The sequence below is a fragment of the Paenibacillus sp. YYML68 genome (genome assembly GCF_027923405.1).
GTDB lineage: Bacteria > Bacillota > Bacilli > Paenibacillales > NBRC-103111 > Paenibacillus_G.
On the sequence record NZ_BQYI01000001.1, the window covers coordinates 3,011,215 to 3,030,892 of the forward strand.

General features: G+C 52.2%; 15 protein-coding genes and 1 pseudogene. 4 read left to right on the forward strand and 12 right to left on the reverse strand.

Going from position 1 to position 19,678, the window contains the following annotated elements; genetic code table 11:
* Positions 1-137 precede the first annotated feature (137 nt).
* Positions 138-1,400, forward strand: coding sequence for a nucleotidyltransferase (locus PAE68_RS13655; RefSeq protein ID WP_281887713.1), 1,263 nt, complete (start codon positions 138-140; stop codon positions 1,398-1,400).
* Here PAE68_RS13655 and PAE68_RS13660 read toward each other — a convergent pair.
* A complete protein-coding gene (locus PAE68_RS13660; RefSeq protein WP_281887714.1) occupies positions 1,370-2,452 on the reverse strand; it encodes a SepM family pheromone-processing serine protease in 1,083 nt (360 codons plus the stop codon). The genes PAE68_RS13655 and PAE68_RS13660 overlap by 31 nt on opposite strands.
* A gap of 119 nt (positions 2,453-2,571) precedes the next feature.
* Between PAE68_RS13660 and PAE68_RS13665 the strand changes: the two genes are divergently transcribed.
* Positions 2,572-3,882: a nucleoside recognition domain-containing protein gene (locus tag PAE68_RS13665; RefSeq protein ID WP_281887716.1), complete on the forward strand. Its 1,311-nt coding sequence runs from the start codon at positions 2,572-2,574 to the stop codon at positions 3,880-3,882.
* Between the two features lie 101 nt (positions 3,883-3,983).
* Here PAE68_RS13665 and coaD read toward each other — a convergent pair whose 3' ends face one another.
* The 4 genes from coaD to PAE68_RS13685 all read right to left on the reverse strand — a co-directional run bounded on the left by coaD (position 3,984) and on the right by PAE68_RS13685 (position 6,695).
* Complete coding sequence (gene coaD / locus PAE68_RS13670) at positions 3,984-4,598, reverse strand: pantetheine-phosphate adenylyltransferase (protein ID WP_281887719.1); 615 nt, start codon at positions 4,596-4,598, stop codon at positions 3,984-3,986.
* Positions 4,588-5,205, reverse strand: a complete 618-nt coding sequence (gene rsmD / locus PAE68_RS13675; protein ID WP_281887721.1) for a 16S rRNA (guanine(966)-N(2))-methyltransferase RsmD — start codon at positions 5,203-5,205, stop codon at positions 4,588-4,590. The genes coaD and rsmD overlap by 11 nt, the downstream gene beginning before the upstream one ends.
* Positions 5,206-5,386: 181 nt before the next feature.
* The gene (locus PAE68_RS13680) at positions 5,387-6,127 is read right to left on the reverse strand and encodes an NPCBM/NEW2 domain-containing protein (RefSeq protein ID WP_281887723.1); all 741 of its coding nucleotides are present in this window, start codon (positions 6,125-6,127) and stop codon (positions 5,387-5,389) included.
* Between the two features lie 112 nt (positions 6,128-6,239).
* Positions 6,240-6,695 carry a hypothetical protein gene (locus tag PAE68_RS13685; RefSeq protein ID WP_281887725.1) on the reverse strand — a complete coding sequence of 152 codons (456 nt, stop codon included), beginning with the start codon at positions 6,693-6,695 and terminating at the stop codon, positions 6,240-6,242.
* A gap of 149 nt (positions 6,696-6,844) precedes the next feature.
* Here PAE68_RS13685 and PAE68_RS13690 point away from each other — a divergent pair, with 149 nt between their 5' ends.
* A complete protein-coding gene (locus PAE68_RS13690; RefSeq protein WP_281887727.1) occupies positions 6,845-7,594 on the forward strand; it encodes a TspO/MBR family protein in 750 nt (249 codons plus the stop codon).
* Between the two features lie 206 nt (positions 7,595-7,800).
* Here the strand turns inward: PAE68_RS13690 and PAE68_RS13695 are convergent, their stop codons facing one another.
* Entirely contained in the window at positions 7,801-9,819 is a 2,019-nt protein-coding gene (locus PAE68_RS13695) for a M6 family metalloprotease domain-containing protein (RefSeq protein ID WP_281887729.1), read from the reverse strand.
* Between the two features lie 308 nt (positions 9,820-10,127).
* Here PAE68_RS13695 and PAE68_RS13700 point away from each other — a divergent pair, with 308 nt between their 5' ends.
* Positions 10,128-11,480 (forward strand): IS1380 family transposase, encoded by a 1,353-nt coding sequence (locus PAE68_RS13700; RefSeq protein WP_397378765.1) that lies wholly within the window; start codon positions 10,128-10,130, stop codon positions 11,478-11,480.
* A 1,027-nt stretch (positions 11,481-12,507) separates the two neighbouring features.
* Here PAE68_RS13700 and PAE68_RS13705 read toward each other — a convergent pair.
* From PAE68_RS13705 to PAE68_RS13730, 6 genes and pseudogenes are all read right to left on the reverse strand, one after another.
* Positions 12,508-13,599: a GerAB/ArcD/ProY family transporter gene (locus tag PAE68_RS13705; RefSeq protein WP_281887732.1), complete on the reverse strand. Its 1,092-nt coding sequence runs from the start codon at positions 13,597-13,599 to the stop codon at positions 12,508-12,510.
* Between the two features lie 14 nt (positions 13,600-13,613).
* Positions 13,614-13,838, reverse strand: a complete 225-nt coding sequence (locus tag PAE68_RS13710) for a hypothetical protein (RefSeq protein ID WP_281887734.1) — start codon at positions 13,836-13,838, stop codon at positions 13,614-13,616.
* Complete coding sequence (locus PAE68_RS13715) at positions 13,835-15,016, reverse strand: Ger(x)C family spore germination protein (RefSeq protein ID WP_281887737.1); 1,182 nt, start codon at positions 15,014-15,016, stop codon at positions 13,835-13,837. Before PAE68_RS13715 ends, PAE68_RS13710 begins: the two co-directional genes overlap by 4 nt.
* Positions 15,017-15,028: 12 nt before the next feature.
* Positions 15,029-16,525 carry a spore germination protein gene (locus PAE68_RS13720; protein WP_281887738.1) on the reverse strand — a complete coding sequence of 499 codons (1,497 nt, stop codon included), beginning with the start codon at positions 16,523-16,525 and terminating at the stop codon, positions 15,029-15,031.
* Between the two features lie 337 nt (positions 16,526-16,862).
* Positions 16,863-17,561 (reverse strand): annotated as a pseudogene (locus tag PAE68_RS13725) (endonuclease I family protein); the annotation flags it as partial.
* Positions 17,562-17,964: 403 nt separating this feature from the next.
* A complete protein-coding gene (locus PAE68_RS13730) occupies positions 17,965-19,284 on the reverse strand; it encodes an IS4 family transposase (protein WP_281884388.1) in 1,320 nt (439 codons plus the stop codon).
* Between the last annotated feature and the right edge of the window lie 394 nt (positions 19,285-19,678).

The following is a 19,678-nucleotide window of genomic DNA, read 5'->3' on the forward strand; positions in this document are numbered from 1 at the left end:
CAAACAAACAAAGATTATTATATCGACCCAGCTCGCCTTTTGTCAACATTTTCAGTTCATGCTATAGTGAAAAATAGTAGACTTGAATGTCAAGCATAGTGCAGCCGCATGCAAATGTCAATCGGAAGGAGTCTCCTATGCGAACGGTCGGGCTTATTGTCGAATACAATCCCTTGCACAACGGTCACTACTATCATTACCAGCAATCCAAAAAAGAATCGGGCGCCGACGCCTGCGTCTGCGTCATGAGCGGCTCATTCCTGCAGCGCGGCGAGCCCGCCCTCGTCAACAAGTGGGCCCGCACCGAGATGGCTCTCGCGATGGGCGCGGACGTCGTACTCGAGCTGCCGATCGCCTACGCCTGCCAGCCGGCCGAATGGTTCGCCTTCGGCGCGGTCTCGCTGCTCGAGGCGACCGGCGTCGTCGACAGCGTCTGCTTCGGCAGCGAGAGCGGCGACCTCACCATGCTCGAGGCAGCGGCCGAGCTGCTGCACGATGAGCCGGCCGCGTTCCGCGCCGAGCTCGCCAAGGAGCTCGCTACCGGAGCGCCGTACCCGGCGGCGTACAGCCGCACCGTCGCGCGCTTCGTCCTCGGCGCGGACGAGGCCGAGCTCGCCAAGCCGAACAATACGCTCGGCTTGCATTACCTGATTGCGCTGCGCAGGCTGGATAGTCGCATACGTCCGCTGACGATCCGCCGCACGAAGGCGGAGTATAACCAGACGGACGTGACGGACAGCGCCATCGCCAGCGCCACAGCCATTCGCAAGCTGCTGCTTGAGGGCAGCTTGCTTGCGGATGTGCGGCCGTACGTGCCGCAGGCGACGGCCGACATTCTCGCGCGTGAGTGGGCCGCCGGTCGCGCGCCGATGCATTGGGAGCGGTACGCCAGACCGCTCCTGCACCAGCTGCTGACCCAGTCTGCGGGTCAGCTCTCCGCCTACGCCGAGGTGAGCGAGGGGCTCGAGCACCGCCTGAAGGCGGTGCTCAGCGAGCCTCTGCTCGGCGTCAGCAGCTCCGGTCGCGCGGTGGACACGCTGCTCGACCTGCTCAAGACGCGGCGTTACACCCGCACGAAGCTGCAGCGCATGCTGCTGCGCATCTTGCTCGGCCACCGTCACGACGAGCTGAGCCCTGCCCTCCTCCGGCAGGGCGCCCCGTACATCCGCGTGCTCGGCTTCAGCCCCGCGGGCCAGCAGCTGCTCAAGCGGATGAAGGCGGTCGCGTCAGCGCCGCTCGTGACCAACATCGGCCGCTCCGCGCCGCCGTGGCTCGAGCTGGACATCCGCGCCACAGCCGCCTACGCGCTTGGCTACGACTCGCCGAGCCCGGAGGACTGGCTGCGCGACTATTACGAGCCGCCGATTCGCTACGGCTTCGGCGGCAGCGACGCCAAGTAATCAAGCGCCTCGTCGAGCGTCCCGACAGGCACGATCTTCATCTTCGTCCCGAGCTCCTCGGCCCGCTTGACGGCGTCCGAGTAGTTCGGGATCACTCGCCCGTCGGCTAGCTTACTATCCTTCGGCGCGAAGAAGATGTCCGCCCCCTCGCGGTCAGCGGCGACGACCTTGAACTTAATGCCGCCGATGACGCCGACCTTGCCGTTCTGGTCAATTTCGCCTGTACCCGCAATCTTGTAGCCCTTCGTTATATCGTCTGGATGAAGACGGTTGTAGATCTCCAGCGCGAACATCAGTCCAGCCGACGGCCCGCCGATGCTGCCCGCCGTAATATTCACCTGCTTGTCGTCGCTCTCCGCCCTCACACTCTGCACCTCGACCGGCACGACGCCGAGCCCGACACGCTTCTGATCATCCGGCACCTTCTCCTGATTCGGGAGCACTGCGACCGCAAGCTCCTTTGTGCGGATGACGCCTTTGCGCTTATAGGCGAGCTGTACAGTGTCTCCGGCCTTCAGCGGCTCCAGCAGCGCGCGCAGCTCGTCGAAGGTGGCAACGGCTTGCCCATTCACCTCGGTAATGTAATCACCGGCACGCAGCACCTCGCTCGCCGGGAAATCCGCATACACCTGCTGAATCGCGACGCCCTCCTTCTGGATGCGGTAAGGAACGCCCAGCTTGTTGTAAGCCGCCTGAACGGCCCCAGCCTGTGACGTCAGCATGACGAGCTCCTGACGCTCGCTGTACTCCTCCCTCGTCTCGTTGTTCTTCAGCACCTCCTTCTTCAGCTGCAGCTCCTGATACGGCGTGACGAAGGACAGCAAGTACCCGACTACGTTCACATCGCTAAGCTGTACCGTCGTCAGCATGAACTGCCCCCGATCGTCACCCGCCGCCGTCGCCTCCACCATCGGCTTCAGTACATCCGCCGTACCCGGCTTGAAGACGTAGAACGGCAGCGGAATGAAATAGACGCTGAATAATACAATACAGGCCGCGAATACCGAGAATACGATACGCGCCGCCTGCTTCATCGCTCCTGAGTGCCGCATATGCCTCTCCCCGCTCTCTCACTCTGTCTATCGTGTCGTTGTACGCACCCAAGGTCTAATCCATTCGGGCCAAGCGTACACATGTACCATACTCAATCTGACAAGCCGGAGGGATTCGGATGCCTCGATCCGCCCTGTTCTCCCCTAAGCTGACGACACTTGCGCTCGGCGCTTCGGCGCTGTCGCTCGTCGTCAGTATTATCGTGTATCCCGACCAAGCGTTCCAATCGTCTCTGCAAGGGCTGCAGCTGTGGTGGAAGCTCGTATTCCCTGCCCTGCTCCCCTTCCTGATCATAACGGAGCTCATGCGAGGTCTTGGCCTGCTGCACGGCCTCGGCGCACTGATGGAGCCGCTGTTCCGCATCCTGTTCCGTATCCCCGGTGTCGGCGGCCTCGTGATGGCTGTCAGCTTCACCGCCGGTATGCCCGCAGGAGCCGCCATCGTCAGCACGCTCCGCAAAAGCAAGCTCGTCACTCGCGACGAAGGCGAACGTCTGCTCGCCGCCTCTCACCTGCTCAGTCCGATCATTCTCGTCAGCGTCATCGGCGTCGGCTTCCTGCACAGCGCCGCTGCGGGACTGGCGCTCGCCGTTATCCATTACGGCTCCGCCCTCGTGCTGGCGCTCGTGCAGCGCATACAGTCGCAGCGACGCAGCGCAGACGCCGGGCACGCAGCTGCCTGCGACAGCCGCAATCCACAGCTGCTGCCTATCGCTTCGCCGCAGCAGGAGGGCTACGCACGCTCGTTCTGGCTGACGCTCGAGCGCGCCCGCAGCGACGACGGCCGCACGTTCGGCAAGCTGCTCGGCGACGCCGTCTCATCAGGCGTGCAGCAGCTGTTCGTCATCGGCGGCTGCATGATGATGTTCTCCGTGCTGCTGAGCGCCGTCCAGCTGTCGGGTATATTCGAGGTGACAGCCGCAGCTGTCGCTTCACTGAGCCGTGACATGGACCCTTCCGCGCTCAGCTCGCTGCTCGCCGCCTTCACGACCGGCCTGACCGAGCCTCACCTCGGAGCGAGCCGCGTCGCCGAGCGAATCGGACTTGCAGACGGCGGCGGCACCGTGCTCGGCTACGCCGTGCTCAGCTTCCTGCTCGCCTGGGGCGGCTTCTCGACCCACGCTCAGGTGAGCAGCTTCACCGCATCGACCGACCTGCGGTTCCGTAAGTTCCTCTCCGCGAGGCTACTGCACGGCGCGATCGCCTTCGTTGGCACGGTGCTCATCTGGACACCGCTGAACCGTTACTTCCAAGAGGAGTCGACGCTGTCCGTCTGGTCACCGATCGTCTCGCTGCGCACCGGCTGGACGCTTGATCAAGACCGCTGGTGGCCGTTCATCAGCCCGCTCATGCTGCAGTTCAGCTCGACGCTGCTCGTGCTGCTCGTGCTGTCGGTATTCGCCGCTTTCTTGTTCAAGCGCGGACGTTGAAGTGGGGAGCAAGAAGCGGACGGTTGCTGCAGCGCCTGTGCGCGTCGTCACGCAGCACCAGCATCGGGTACGATGCCTCCACTGCAGCCTCCAGCCCCCTGCTACTTCTTGCGCTCCGCGCCGAACTTCTCCCTTAGCGCCCGCTCCACGACCGGAGGCACCAGATCGACGACCGGTCCGCTGAAGCGGGCGATCTCTTTAACAATGCTGGAGCTGAGGTACGAGAACTGCGGCGAGCTCGTCATGAAGAACGTCTCGATGTCCTCGCTCAGCTTCCGGTTCGTCGACGCGAGCTGCAGCTCGTACTCGAAGTCCGTCACCGCGCGCAGCCCTCTGACGATGAGCTGGGCGTTTTTTTCCTTCATATAATGAATGAGCAGGTCCCGGAAGCTGTCGATCTCGACGTTCGGCATATCGCTCGTCGCCTGGCGCAGCAGCTCCTTCCGCTCCTCGACGGTGAACGCCGGGTTCTTGCTCGTATTGTTCAGCACAGCGACGATCAGCTTGTCGAACACCTTCGCCGCGCGCTGTATAATGTCCAGATGACCGTTGGTCACCGGATCGAAGCTGCCCGGGTACACGGCGATCTTCAAGCTCGGCTGTACAGCGTGAGCTTGCTCGTCTTGCTTAAGCCGCGCGTACACCTCCACTGGCTCGCCTTGCTCTGCCTGCGCGTTCAGCTCTGCTTGCTCGCCTTGCTTCTCCTTATCGCTCATCCGCCTCTAGCGCTCCTTCCTCGGCTGTTAGCCCCGCTTCGTGAGCGGGCTCGCCCTCCATTTTACGTAAAATGGTCACCGCCGTATCGCCATACTCCGCCCGTCGCAGCCACTCCAGACCCGCCGGAGGCTCGTCGTAGCGGTCGTCAGCCGGATGCTCGATCACGACACGCGCACTCTCGGTCAGCAGCCGATCCGCGACCAGCTGCTCCAGCAGATCGCCGATTACCTTCTGCTTATAGGGCGGGTCGAGGAAGACGAGGTCGAACTGCTGTCCCCGCTTCCCGAGCGCCTTCAGCGCCCGCATCGCATCGTTGCGGTACACCTCCGCCTGCTCCGTCATCCGCGTCGCCTCCAGATTGAGCCGAATCGTCTCGATCGCCTTCTTATCGGTATCTGCCAGCACCGCCCTGTCCATGCCGCGTGAGAGCGCTTCAATACTGAGGCCGCCCGTTCCTGCGAACAGATCCAGCACCTTCCCCCCGTCGAAGTATGGACCGATCATGCTGAATATCGCTTCCTTCACCTTATCCGTCGTCGGCCGTGTCCCCATCCCCGGAACCGCCTTCAGCGGCCGGCCCTTCGCGCTGCCTGATATAACCCTCATTCTCTGCTGCCATCCTTTACCTGCATAATTACCGCTATCGTACCATAAACGGCGAACCGTGTACAAAGGCTGGACGGGACGTTGTGGGAAAATATAAGCACCCGCAGCTACCAGCCTCGGCCTGTGCTGAGGTGGTGGTTGCGGGTGCTTTGATTGAAAAACATATTGCCCATACGAACAATTAGTATAGCTTTACATCAACAAAACCGATATTAATTTTACCCTCATCCCGACTCTTATTGTCTTGAGCTTCGAATTTAATTTGAAGCTTGAGAACTCCCTTCAAGTCTACCTCGACTGGAGCTGGGTTATCTCCGCCTCTTAAATTGGATTTACGATAAAGCTCTTTTCCATCACCGATAATGACTACAGTTCCGGTATTGTCTGAGCTTTTCGTGTTATCATCTACACCTATTTTTCCAGACAGCTTCACATATTCTCCGTTTAAATTGTAATCTATTGAACCCACTGAATCTTCATAGAAATAGTATTCATCAAGAACGATTCCCAATCCATTATAGAACTCGTGTCCAGCAATCTTAAATTTCAGTCCCGCAGGATATTTCCACTCATTAAAAGACAACTTAGTCTTTGCTACACCATCCATCCGGGCATAGTCAATTTCTGTTAAATTCTTAAATGCCCCTTCCTTTTTCCCAACCCATATCGTCTCCGTCGAAGCATCCCAGCTCACTTCTTTCCCGAGAGCTTCACCTATAAAACGAAGCGGAACGTATGTTGTGCCATCGTAAATAAAGCCTTGTCCTTCTGATGGCCGCTTCTCCGTACCGTCGATCATGTATTTTAAGTTTTTATAGAACACTTCTATCTGTGTGCCTCCTGCTGCATACGCAACACCAGTAGTAAATAGTGCACAACACGTAAACCCAACAACAAATCCCTTTAATTGTTTGAATTTCATGTAAGTCATACCTCCTACAATATAGTAAATATATACCTATTGTAATTTAGCACTATTCTACTAATCTTTCAATAATAAACATCACCATTAAGGAGGATTCGACATTCATGGTTTAATCATGACAATTCACCTTATTCCATTCCTTCACCAGCTCGGTGTCCCCTATGATGCACACCTGGTTCACTCCACCTGCGAACGTAAGCAGCGCCTCATAGTTCACCTGCTGCCCATTGGCTATGAACGTAAGCTGAGCTCTGCCGTCCATATGATCCCGGTCGAAGGGCACCGTAAGCCTCTCGTAGCCTGTAAGATATAACTTACGATCCCGCAGTTGCTGCATCCCTTCGAGCCACTTCTGCCTTCCAGCATCATCCCGTGACAAGGCGGTCGCAGCGCCCTCCAGCTTCCCTTGCGCCAGCTGCGAGAGGAAGCGCTCAGCATCGCTCCGGTTCGCCGGATTGACGGCCCAGCCTAGAACTCGAGTCGGGTCCAGCGCAAACAAAAGGGCGATCGAGCCCACGGTCAGCAGCAGAGCGAAGGCTGTTGCTTTGAACATTTTCATCCACATATAGGGTCAGCTCCTTCACGGGTTCATTCATAATCGATCATGGGTATGATTAGGTAGCAAGGACATAATATCCCCCTTCCATGTATACCATATAACAACGACATGTACCATGCGTCATTCGCAGGAAAGATCGAAAGGAGCTGAACCGCTTGAAGGTCCACACGTGGTTGAACGCCATCGGCCTTGCGCTCGTACTCATCGTGAACGCTCTGGCTAATACGATCCCGCTCGGCGGACGGACGACTGGAGAAATATCCGCCATGTTCCCGGTGCAAATTACACCCGCCCCTTACACCTTCAGCATCTGGATCGTCATCTATTGCCTACTGATCGCCTTCGTCATCGTTCAGTTTCTACAGATCGGGAGATCGTCGGCTGAGGTGCAGTCGCTCGGACCATGGTTCTGGATCAGCTGCATCTTCAATGCAGGCTGGATCGTGATATGGCATGAGCTGCGCATCACCGCTTCACTGTTCGTAATGCTCGGGCTGCTGCTCACACTCATTGCCGCCTACGTCCGCGTTCGTCCGAACGGCTGGTCGAGCTCTCCGGTCATCCGCTTCCTCGTTCAGCTGCCGTTCAGCGTGTACTTGGGCTGGATCTCGGTCGCGACGATCATTAATGTCACTGTCGTGCTGTATCAGGCTGGCTGGGACGGCTTCGGATTGTCGGGTGACACGTGGACCATTCTGCTGATCCTGCTGGCCGTCGTGCTGAACGTCGTTATTGGAGCCGTGTTCCGCGATTGGGGCTTCACCGCGACAGGCGCTTGGGCGCTGACGGGTGTCGGTGTAGCGAATATCGGAACGAATTCCATTATGTATATAGCTTGGGGATCAGCTGCTCTGCTGGCGATGATGAGTATCGTGCTAGTGCTGCGGGGGCGGAGAGGCGAGTGAGGGAACGGTTGAAAATGAAAATGCTCGCGACCTGAGTCGCGAGCGTTTTCTTTGTTGATGCCATGTTTGGGGGAAATATTTCAACTTTAGTGCATTTTAATATCCCACTGCATGGAGTCGATCCACGCGTAACCGTCAACCAGGCTTGCGACGAACTCTGCGCTGGCCGGCTATTTGACGCTTACATAGCTACCCTCACGAATACATTACTGCGCCACTCCAAATACATTGAGTTCAGCCGCACTTGTCCATGGGTTATTGTTTGCCTCGCTTAAGACACGAAGTCTAATATAGCGACCTGTCTTGGCTGCAAAACTGATTTCCTTCAAGTTGGAGTCATTTGCAAAGGCACCTGTGGCTACTGCTGCTCCCCAATTCACTCCATCACTACTGACGTAGAACTCATATTGACCAATTCTGCCGTTCACACTACCATCTTGTCTTGGCAAGTAGCGGAACTTCGAGAGGCTGTAGGTTGCTCCCAAGTCAATTTGTATCTCGTGCGGCATTGGAACATCTCCACTTGAATATCCGGTATGCCAAATTGTGTTTGCATTTCCATCAAAAGCGTTTGTTGCTGCACCGTTTTCCCAATTGGTTTCCTGACTATCTACATATCTTAGTGTCCAATTCGTTTGCGGAATCAGCAAAGCTTCTCCAACTGTGACTGTCACATTCATGGCAGAATTACTTGTGCTCGTCGTCGTAATCGTGACTCCCGAGTTTACACCCGTGTAGGTATTGCTGTTCGGATTGGTGCTTGGACCAAAGGTAGCAGCATGATTGTTATTCGTGTAATAGAACGGGTCTTGGTATTCGCTGACGGATTGCTCTATATCCATGAAAGGATGAGGATCATTCGTGGTATTATTCATGGATTCATCCAAATGCCAAATCGCGATGCCGCCAGAATTTGTTGGCAAGCTTGCATCATATCCAACTTTTTGGCGATTCTCAACTAAAAAATACGTATTATCCTTTAAAGGAATCTTTAGAACATTATAATTATTTAGGATGCCCTGTACTGTATAATTGTTAGTGGCATTTACTACAGTTGGTGTAACAAACCCTAGTTTTACTTTTGACCAAGCATCCAAATGACCGGGGGTAGCTCCATAATTTTCACCAGGAAGACTATTCCAGGTTCCAGTACCCATTATGCTCAGAGCGCCCACACGATTATTAGTCCCATATAAGTCTGGAAGGCCAAAGGAATGACCCAATTCATGAGCAGCCATACCAATCGTTGCCATATGACCATATTGTTTTTCACCCTGCATCGTAAACATACCTGCTACTGTCACACCATCGAGACTGGTGTTAGAAGTATTCCCCTGAAATGCCCATACATTGGGTACTGGATCACCACTAGCCTCTTCACCGCCAGCAAGAACAGTTACAATGTAGAAGCCATCTTTGGAGTCAATGACTTGATCATTATTGGTATCCAGACTAGCGAAATTCACCGTAGGATCAGCTTTAGCCAGTGCATCTCTTACAACCGTGCCAAAGTTTTTTCCCGAGTTATCAGGATGAGCATAGTCTAATTTCACCTTTACCACTCCATCGTTTGCCGTACCACTTGACTCCGAAACTGGAGTGAGCTGTAATTTTCCATTACTCACTTCATTATAATAATTCCTTACTGACTTTTGATTTACCGAAAAGAAACTGTTGCTCCAACTGTTGTCACTGTATGCGATATCAACATTTGTAAATCCAATTAACAAAACAAGTAGCTTCTTGGTTCCTAAAACTGGAGCGACCGTTCCGTCCATATTTTCTGCTGCTCCCGTAAATGCTTTTGATTCAGAGCTTTCAGGAGAAGACAAGGATTCATTTTGTTGCTCATTCTTGAACTCCTGTTTTTTCTTTTCGAATGGCTTGTTTTTCTGTATCCATATGTCCAAATTTTTCTTATTTACCGCTCCCGTTGGCTTCTTATCAATTTTGTGTTTTTTCCCCGTCGATTTCAAATCGTTAGATGTAAGTTCAGCGTAATTCCAATACCCCTCCTGATCTTGCAAAAGTATGTCACCATCTTCTGTGCTTGCCCAATGGAACCATTCATCACCATGCACCGTAACTTGAAACGATTCGCCTGACGGTTGGTTCACTTTGACAACTCCATCGTATGCTGGTGCGGCGAAACCGTTTGTTTGAACGCACAAAACACAAAACAAAGCAAAAACGGACGCAAGCAGGGATTTCAATCTTAATTTCATATTCTTCCTCCTCTTAAAATTTGTTGTCATTCAGAATGCCTTCCTCTATTAATTCATGTAGACCTCGCCCCCTTTTCAATGGTATAAAGAATATTCTGTTGATAACCGCATCAGATTCTTTCATAGAATGAATCGACAGTTACATCTATACAGGACCACCAGAATACTCCTTTATTATATTAGGTAATTATACGTGAATCCGTGATAAAAGAATATGAAAACAAGAGAAAAATAGAGGGAATCCAAGATTTTGTGTCGAAATTAAAGGATTATAACGATCCAATACTTTCACCAATGGGGTGATTGGCTTGAAGTTCGAATTCGTCCAATCTAATGAGTACTTAACCACACATACCGGGTTAACCGCTATTGGAGCTTTGCTAGCAAAGACTAATCTCGGTGCACGTTTGAATAAAACGGTATTGCCCGAGAACCCGAATCCAGATATCTCGAATGCTGATGTGATGAAAAGCTACTTGGGTCTGCTCTGCCAAGGCAAGAGCGACTTTGATCATATTGAGCCATTCCGGCAAGACGATGCGTTCAGCATCAGTCTTGACATTCGCGATGTTCCATCTAGTCCAACCTTGCGCCAGCGCTTAGATATGGCGGGTTCGTCGATATGGAAAGATATTGTGCTGGAAGAGTCGGCGGACCTGTTACGCCGAGTGGCCGCCCCGCTTACGGGTGTTGATCTTCTTGTCCTGGGCGAGAAGGAACGGACTACGTTGTTGCCGCTCGATATCGATGTGTCTCCCTTTGACAACTCCCGCACGAAAAAAGAAGGCGTATCTCGCACCTACAAAGGCCATGATGGTTTTGCTCCGATCTTCTCTTACTTGGGCAAAGAGGGCTACGGCGTCCATGTGGAACTGCGTGAGGGCAGCGTGCATTGCCAGAAGAACACGGATGAATTTTTGAAGGCCAGCATTCAATATGCACGCCGAGTCACAGACCGTCCGCTCCTTGTTCGAATGGATGCAGGCAACGACTGCTTGGCGAATCTGAAGGTCTGTCACACTCAAGAAACTCGTGCCGATTACATCATCAAGAAAAATCTGCGAAGAGATCCAAAGGAGACGTGGCTCTTGTTCGCACAAGATCTGGGCATATGCTGCGAAGAACGCGAAGGAAAGAAGGTATACATCGGGTCGATGCTCATTCGTGAACAAGGATTTGACGAGCCGCTGCGTCAAGTGTTTCGTGTCATCGAACGAACCATAAGCCGTGAAGGTCAAATCTTCCTCGTTCCTGAGATCGAGGTCGAGGTGTACTGGACTTCCTTGCGTTGCTCGGCTTGGCGGGTCATTGAACTGTATCGCGATCACGGCACCAGTGAACAGTACCACAGTGAGATCAAGACAGACCTTGATCTGGAACGCTTGCCCGCTGGCAAGTTTGCAACCAACAATCTCATATTGCATGCGGGCGTGTTCGCATACAATATGCTTCGCTTGATGGGGCAACTCAGTCTGCAGATTCCCGACTCTCCGATTCGAAACAATGTTGGCCGCAGACGGATTCGCACGGTCATTCAGAATATGATCTACCATGCTTCACGACTCGTAAGACATGCTAGGCAAGTCAAATTCGCATTTGGAACGCACAGTCCTTGGTTTCAAACGTTGCGACGTGTGTATCTCACCATCCTAACCACTTGAGACTCAATGTTTAATAGGGGTGTATACGCCTTCACGCGTAGGCGTGTTTCAACATGTGCTTTTTTTGTCCACGCGAGGAAGTTCAATTGAAATGCTCATTACCTTGATGCTTTTACCATTTCCCTACAGTCACGAGCGGGCTGTCACGGATTCACGATTATATTAATACAAGTAAAAATTTCCATTAAAATAAAATTTTAATAATATATACACTTTGAGGCAAAACCATCGCAGTTTACTAGATTGGGGTTTGATAAATACTAGTAGAAAAGGCAAGCGGAGCGGTCCTTGATGCTGAGAAGGGGGATATGATAGGCTGGTCCGGCTAGCAGCTCCAAGCGGCCGATGGAAGGCCGACGGAATTGATCCAATATATATCTGGCATCGGCGAAAAACGTTTAACCGATAACTGAGGTGCGCGCTTTAAATAGCACACACCTATTCAAACGGCGAGGGCTATTGATTGCTTACATCACCTCCTTCACTCTGGCTCACCCGCATCTTTCTCGTCACTTATTACGAAGGAATTCGCTAAATTCGTGCCGTGCTGACACCCTTTTTCAAGGCTGAACAAATAAATGCTCACGACCTGAGTCGCGAGCATTTATTTGTTCATGGCGTTTGAACTTCATTAGCTTCTCTATCTCAATTATCGGTAAGCCTGTTAACTCCATAATGATGTCTATCTACTTGCATACCTTTAGCAATCATGTTCATTGCCACTTCCGCTTTATCAACTAGTGCCATATTCGCCGTCTATATGATCGATTGTATCATCAGTAATAAACAACAAATCGACCCCCGTCTCGCGACGAGGGTCTACATGGGAGAGGAGAAACCGGACGAAGAGCTTATGGGGAACGTAAGTCTTCTTTCGCGGTTGCTACGACATTTTCGGATGTCGATAATTCAAGTATGGCCCGGTGTGGGGCTTCGTATACACGACTGAACCAATTTTTCGCATCGACACACGTTGGACCATTCAAGGATCGCCTCCCCTGCACTCCTCGAATGCGCATCGCACCGTCTATCCCCTCCGAGCTCTGAGCTTCGTCACCGCAATGAGGAGCAGAACGAGCGGAACGATCGTCTGCATGAACGTTGCATACACGGGGAAAGTCCCCCATACAAATTGAGTCACACTCTGTGAGCTGGGCATTCCCCATATACTGGTCGCGGTCAGCAGCAGACCCATGGGCAGGACAAGAGGTCGATAGTCCGATAGCTTCAACCACTGCGCCGTCCCCAGCACGATCGCATAGTAAAAGACCGAGATCTTCACCAAGTTACCCATCACCCATGTAGTCATAATGACAGACTCTAGATTCTCGATATACCCGCCTACGCTAATGTACCGATAAGCGCTTAAGATCGGATACATCATGGAGGCTTCATCCCCATTATACAAGCATAGAAGCACCAGGTTCGCGTAGGTGAGGATTAGCATGGCCGTCAAGATGGCGATGAAGCCCCATCTCGGTCCAGTCTTCGAATCAGATACGAACGGAAGATAGAACGAGACGAGGAACACCTCGCTATACCAAGCCTGTGAAACATACGCCCCTCGGATCATCGGCATGACGCCATGCTCCAGCATCGGAAACATATATCTGAAGTCCAAATCCGGAATTAACAATAGACTGATCGCCATCGGGATAGCTATGGAAGTGATCGTCAAAATGAAAGCGCTTCTGGCCACACTTTCAACGCCGCCTCGAACGCTGTAGGCTGCGACAAGGAGAATGGTTGCAATGACGACTATGATCGGTGTACGCGGAAGAAATACAGCCACAATAAACTCCGAATACTCTCGCGTGTTTAATCCGTTCAGATGTATATAAAAGCCCAAAAATAGAAGCCCCAACAGCTTCCCAGCAGCCTTGCCGACGATGTGCGTACCATACTGGATAACCGTTAATCCGGGATACAGCTTATGGAGCTTATGTACAATATAGAGAGTCAAGAAGCCCACCTGTGAAGCGATGAACGGTGACCACCACGAATCTTTGCCTGCATAATGCGCGGTAATTCCGGGTTCAGCAAGGACCGCCGTATAGATCATGATCGCGTACATCATGCAAGCGACCTGGAGCGCCGATATTTTCCCTTTGTCGATCAATAGGCTCGCCTTCCTTATTCGGGTTCGATAATTGTAGACAGCGGCTTGAACAACGCTTCAACCAACGTGATCGGCCCCTTCGTATAGGGCAAGTCGAATAGAAGCAGCAGCCACCCCGTCAAGAGCAGGATGATGAAGACGGCTCTGTCCTTCCTGGCATGCTTCTTCAGCTTAGGAAGCTCATAAGCCGCAATGCCGATCATGATCAACGTTACGATCAACACATTGCCCCATCTCATGACGGACTCACTCTATTCTCCGGAAGTCCGGCAGGCGACAGGATCATGCCTGGACGTCGGATCGTGACCGAAATATCGACAGGCACTTCTAGGGTCGCGAACACTTCCTCCCAGTCGTCCTTCACCTTGCTCCACTGCTTCGGATACTGTTGATGGAAGCGTTCAGCAAAGTCGAAGATATCAACCTGCATCTCCTTCTGAACCTGATGTAAGGCCAGCTCTACTCTCCGCTGAACGGCAACTCTCACCGCTTGCTCCATTCTGTTCAGTACCTCAGGCTCCATCGGGTTATACGGAGTTCCATTCATCACAAGATCCCCCACCATTGTAATTCCGATCTGCATGCTCCATTGTCCATCAACGATCCTAGGGGTCAACGTCGTCGATTGCTTCACCGGATATACGGAGATTGAGCTCATATCGTCCTCCGGCTCCGTTGTAATAGTGGCTCGCTCCACTTCGTTCCGAATCCACATCACCCCTCTTGAAGCCAGATCCGATATCGTCCCCACCATCTTGTCGTTCCTGAATACCACCGCTCCAGTCATGTATGGAATGGTTCTATTCTGCTCTTCCCCTTGTCTTGGAGCCAATCTATCAACCAACGGCAATATGGCTGATCTTGCCCCGCTCTTGATCATTAGATTCAAATCCTTCAATGTCACCTTCATCCCGATACCGAGATCGGAGATTTCCCGGATCACCTCGCCTGAGGTTCGTTCGATCGGAGGGAGTAGCTCCAGCACGCTGGCAGCTCGCCCGTTGCTCACATACATATAAGCACGCTCTCGTGGCTGGGAATGGCGTAATAAGAAATCCATCTCATCCCGAATCCCCTCCTCCGCGATGCTCTTACTCATGATGAAGACTTTGCAATGTCCCCAAAATAGATTGCGCGGCAGCTTGGTCTGCAGCCTCGATACCGCATCGGCGATATTGCGGCCTTCTCCGGATCTTACGATCGTGCGCATGTCTCCTCCACTGCTCCCGCCTTGCCCGGTCCCGCCGCCCAAGGAGCTCGGATTGAATACTTGCACCGACACTTCCACCTGCCCTTCTTTCTTATCCATACTGGCCGCCGTAATAATGGCAATGTCATTAACTTCCGTACGATCCCAGCATCCACTAAGAGGGAGAACGACTGCACTGACTAGTAGCAACATGATTAAGACTCTCAAGCTCGGCACTCCTTAGCTGCGTGACTTCAACTCCCACCATGGCGCTCTGACCGCTATATCCTTCATTCCTGCCCGATTCACGGAAGATAGCGGCAACAAGTAGGGAGACCCGAATGATCTCAAGTTGCATAAGTGGATAACAATGACACACATGCCCAGAATAACCCCTAACAGACCTAGCGTCCCGGACAGTAAGATGATCGGAAACCTCAGCATCCGAAAAGAAAGCCCGACGATATAACGCGGAACCATGAACGACGCAATCCCTGTAATGGCAACGACGATCACCATCGGTGGAGAAACGATGCCTGCTTGCACGGCAGCCTGTCCAATCACGAGTGCGCCAACGATACTGACAGCAGGACCAATTTGTTTAGGCAATCGGACGCCCGCTTCGCGCAGCACTTCAAAGGTAACCTCCATAATGAACGCCTCAATGAGCGCAGGGAACGGAACGCTTTCCCGGGAAGCCGCCATCGTAATCAGTAAGGCCGTCGGCACCATCTCCTGATGGAATGTAATGATAGCCACATATAAAGACGGCAGCAGGATGGAAAACAACGTAAACAAGTATCTCAACCAGCGGATCGCTGTGCTGGCCCAAAATCTTTGATAATAATCCTCTTGCGATTGAAGCAATGAAAACAAGGTAGTGGGAACGATCAATACGAACGGGGTACCTTCCGTCAGAATGGCAACCCTTCCCTCAAGCAGGGCAGAGCAAGCAGTATCCGGCCGTTCCGTCGACTGGACTTGCGGGAATGGAGAGTACGGGTTGTCCTCAATCATTTCCTCGATATACCCGCTCTCGAGAATTCCGTTGATCTGTATGCGATCCAGCCGCTCCTTCACGTCTTCGATGAGCTTCGGGTCTGCGACCCCCTCTATATAGGCGACGATCACTTGGGTTTGCGTGTATTGTCCGATACTGACCGATTCAAGCTTAAGCGCAGGACTCTTGATAATGCGTCGCAATTGCGAAGTGTTGACTTGGAGTGTCTCGGAGAAGCCCTCTCTCGGGCCCCTGACGCCCGACTCTGCGGTCGGCTCCTCCACAGAACGCTTCTCCCATTCACTTAGACCGAAGGAAGCGCCCTTCGCCTCCCCTTCATACAGCAGCACCGGATTCCCTGCGGATATGGCTTGCGTACAGTCGGCCAGTGTCGTCACGATGTCTGCCTTCGAGACGGTCAGCGTGTTCACGAGCATTTCTATAGAAGCTACATCTTCGTTATTGGCCTGCACGAGCTTACCCAGTACATGCTCATTGATCTGCGCCGTGTTGCACAGACCTTCTATGTAGATTAGCATCGCATTGGTCTTACCGCCTATGAGGAACGACCGGAAGTTAACATCCGAGCAATGGGCATAGATGGAACGGAGTGCGTCCACATTACGCGCATAGTCAGACTGCAGCGGTTGTTCCAGATGAGATAGATCGCCGATTCGTTGATCGCTGTGATGCGCTTGTTCTGAATCCGGATTGCTCTTATGGTTGCGTCCAAACATCAGCCTCGCCTCGCTTGATTACGGAAGATAACGTTATTTATTTGGATTTAACTGGTTTACTATGCATCGGCAAGGAAAAATATAAAAAGAACCCCTTGCGGGGTTCTTCCTGACGGTGATGAATGGATACTGCCTTGATCCTTCTGAATCCGGGTCAACCTCGACTATACCGCGTAGCTTACACTACTTGTACGTGTCTTTGGCACATCCCCTCGCTCGTATAGGAGTCAATAACAACTTCCTGTGGCTGTGTTCGTTATATAGCTCAACACACAACACCTCTCTACTCACCGTCGAAGCTTAGTATGGCCCGATTGACCGAATCTATACACACCGCTTATCTGAAAATTTGCTCCGCCCATTCCGGATGGTCGATGAACGGATTGCGGTTCTTCTGGTACTTCGTGTAGATGATGTCGTTACGCCGGCGCTCGAAGGCGTCGACCGGGTCCTCCTTGTGCCATTGCAGCAGGGTGGATAGCTTGCCGTGATACGGGGAGCTGCCGTTATTCACGTAATGGTTCAGCTCCAGATCCAGCTCGCCGCTGTCGCCCTCATAGCGAACGGCCATGTAGAACAGCATGCGGGCGACATCGCCCTTCACCGCGGGACGCGGCTCCCAGGAGTCGCTGTCGGTGCGGCACAGCGTGCATTCGGAGTGAGCCGAGCCGCCATTATCGAAGTCCTTGTTGCCGCGCGCGCTGTTGACCGACACATCGGTCGGACGCAGATGGTGCAGGTCCGTACCCGCTCCCATCGACGTGCCGAAGTTGCCGTGCGACTTCGCCCAGACGTGCTCGCGGTTCCAGTCGTTCACCCCGCCGCCGTTCGTGAACTTCCCCTGAGAGCGGCCGGTGTACAGCAGGATGACGTTGTTCGGATTGTTCGGATCTTGATCTGTGTCACGCAGCGCGACCCATACGTTGTCATACGACAGCCTCACATGGTCGTCGATGATGTTGTGCAGCGCCGCCTTCAGCTGGCTTCCCGTCTTCCCCATGGCGCTGCTGTAGTACGTGCTGTCATACGACGTGGTGACCGCCTCTGCTTGACGAACGTCAACGACCAGCGACACGACCATGAGCGACAGCACGATCGTTGCTGCGACCGCCTTACGAGCTTGCTTGCTCCATACGGAATACATGAATTCCCTCCTAGCATAGATTGACATTCCAGTTAAGGATATGCCAAGGAGGGACATCTACGACTTAATGTATTGTAAAGGTGCTGTCCCGAGCCGACGATATATCGACAAAAAGGACCCCTCTCGGGCAATGTCATTAAGTTAATCTCAAAGACTAAACCGGAAAAGAAAATGGAAGCCAAAACGGCATAGGGAAAATCCCTGTGCCGTTTGTTTTTTGTTGCAAGACTGAAAAATAGGTATAGCAAACAAACGGATAGATAATCCGCTTAAAAAAGTGTTCATATGAATCGTATTATGCTACTCTGTAGACGAAGCTGACAACTGATTTATAGCGGATTTTGCGCGTGTTCATTTGTCCCGGGCGAATGGGTCGAATCGGCAAAATGTTTTTGCGTATCAGCGCTTCTACATCGAGCGGGGGTTCATCGCCTCGAGAGCGCAAGAATTGTCTACAAACGTGAACGGCAACCGTGAAATTGACTTGATATGAATGCCGTTTATCCATTTGCGAAATGACGACGTGCGAGGTCATCATTTCAGCGAAGTTGTAGAGAATCATTCTTGCATAAATCTCTTGGGCGATGAATGCTTGCTTCTTTGCGTGGAAACTCGTCAGACCCACCGTGTATTTTAATGCCCTAAACGAGGTTTCAATGCCCCATCTCATGTGATAAAGGGATCTAAGTTCATCGGGTGGGAATTCTGCGGCAGAAAGATTCGTAATGACGGTTTCATAAGCCCCGTCAGGCAGGACGAAACGAACAACCCGAAAAGATAGCGGGTAAATCATGTTTTCATGCAAATCCAAAAAATCAAATGTAGAATTGGACGGAAGGAATTTGTACCCAGGATAAGCTCTGAACGCTTTGGCTTGTTTTCTGGTAAGTGTCAGATGGATATATCGATCAAACTCTCCACTGTCGGGCAAACGTAAGCTAGACAGAATACCGCTGGAATCCAAATCCTTTACCCGAATGATGTAGTTCCACCCTTTACGTTCAATATGCGCGAAATTGTTGTAGCTTTCATAGCCTCTGTCTGCGATCACAATGGTTTTGCTCTTGATCGGCGAACGATCAACCATGGTTGCCAATGCCCTTCCCTCGTTACTTAGTCTTCTTGGCTGGACAAGAGCATCCACGTATAGTCTGTTGCATAGGTCGTACGCTGCGTTCAAATGCAGGAGGTTATAGCCTTTCGTGCCCGGTTGACTTTGAAAGAAGCTGTTCTTGTCAGCCGGATCCGTTGCGATATGTAAATCCGAACCGTCAATGGCAAGTAATCGATACCCGCGGTAATCCTTGATATCCTTGTACGTTTGAGTGAATTTGTGAAATAAGCATTCTACAGCAGAAGGCAAAATTTTATTGCGTTGTTGGACAAAAGCGGAAGTCGTTGCCGTGTTTACGTCATAACCTTGTGATTCCAAGAGCTCCTTGTATATGCTGTTTCCTCCCATAGAGATCAGAAGTTGCATCATCGTTTCGAAGGGCAGTTTTTTCTTCCGGGTAAAGTCTTTTTCTGGGTTTTTGACATAAGGCGCTGGTGCCGCTGACATCTCTCGAATGAGGGTTGTCAGCGTTTCTTTTAGTGAACTCTCGTAAGCATGCATGGGCAAAACCTCCTCGTATTTCCAAGGGGTTACGATACACACCTTCGCTTATTTGTCAAGTCTTTTTTCGTTTTGTGCAAAGAAAAAGAGCGGGCTATCTATTCGATAACCTGCTCTTTTTCTTGATATATGGCTCTGCGCCTTAACTTAATGACATTGCCCTCTCGGGGTCCCTGACGGTGATTGAATGGACACTGCCTTGATCCTCATGAATCCGGGTCAACCTCGATCACACTCGTAGCTTACACTACTTGAACGTGTCTGCGGCACATCCCCTCGCTCTACTTGGATTCAATAACAACTTCCCTCGGTTGCGTTCGTTATATGGCTCATCACACAACACCTCTCTTTCACCGTCGAAGCTTAGTATGGCTCGAATACGCAAATCTATTCA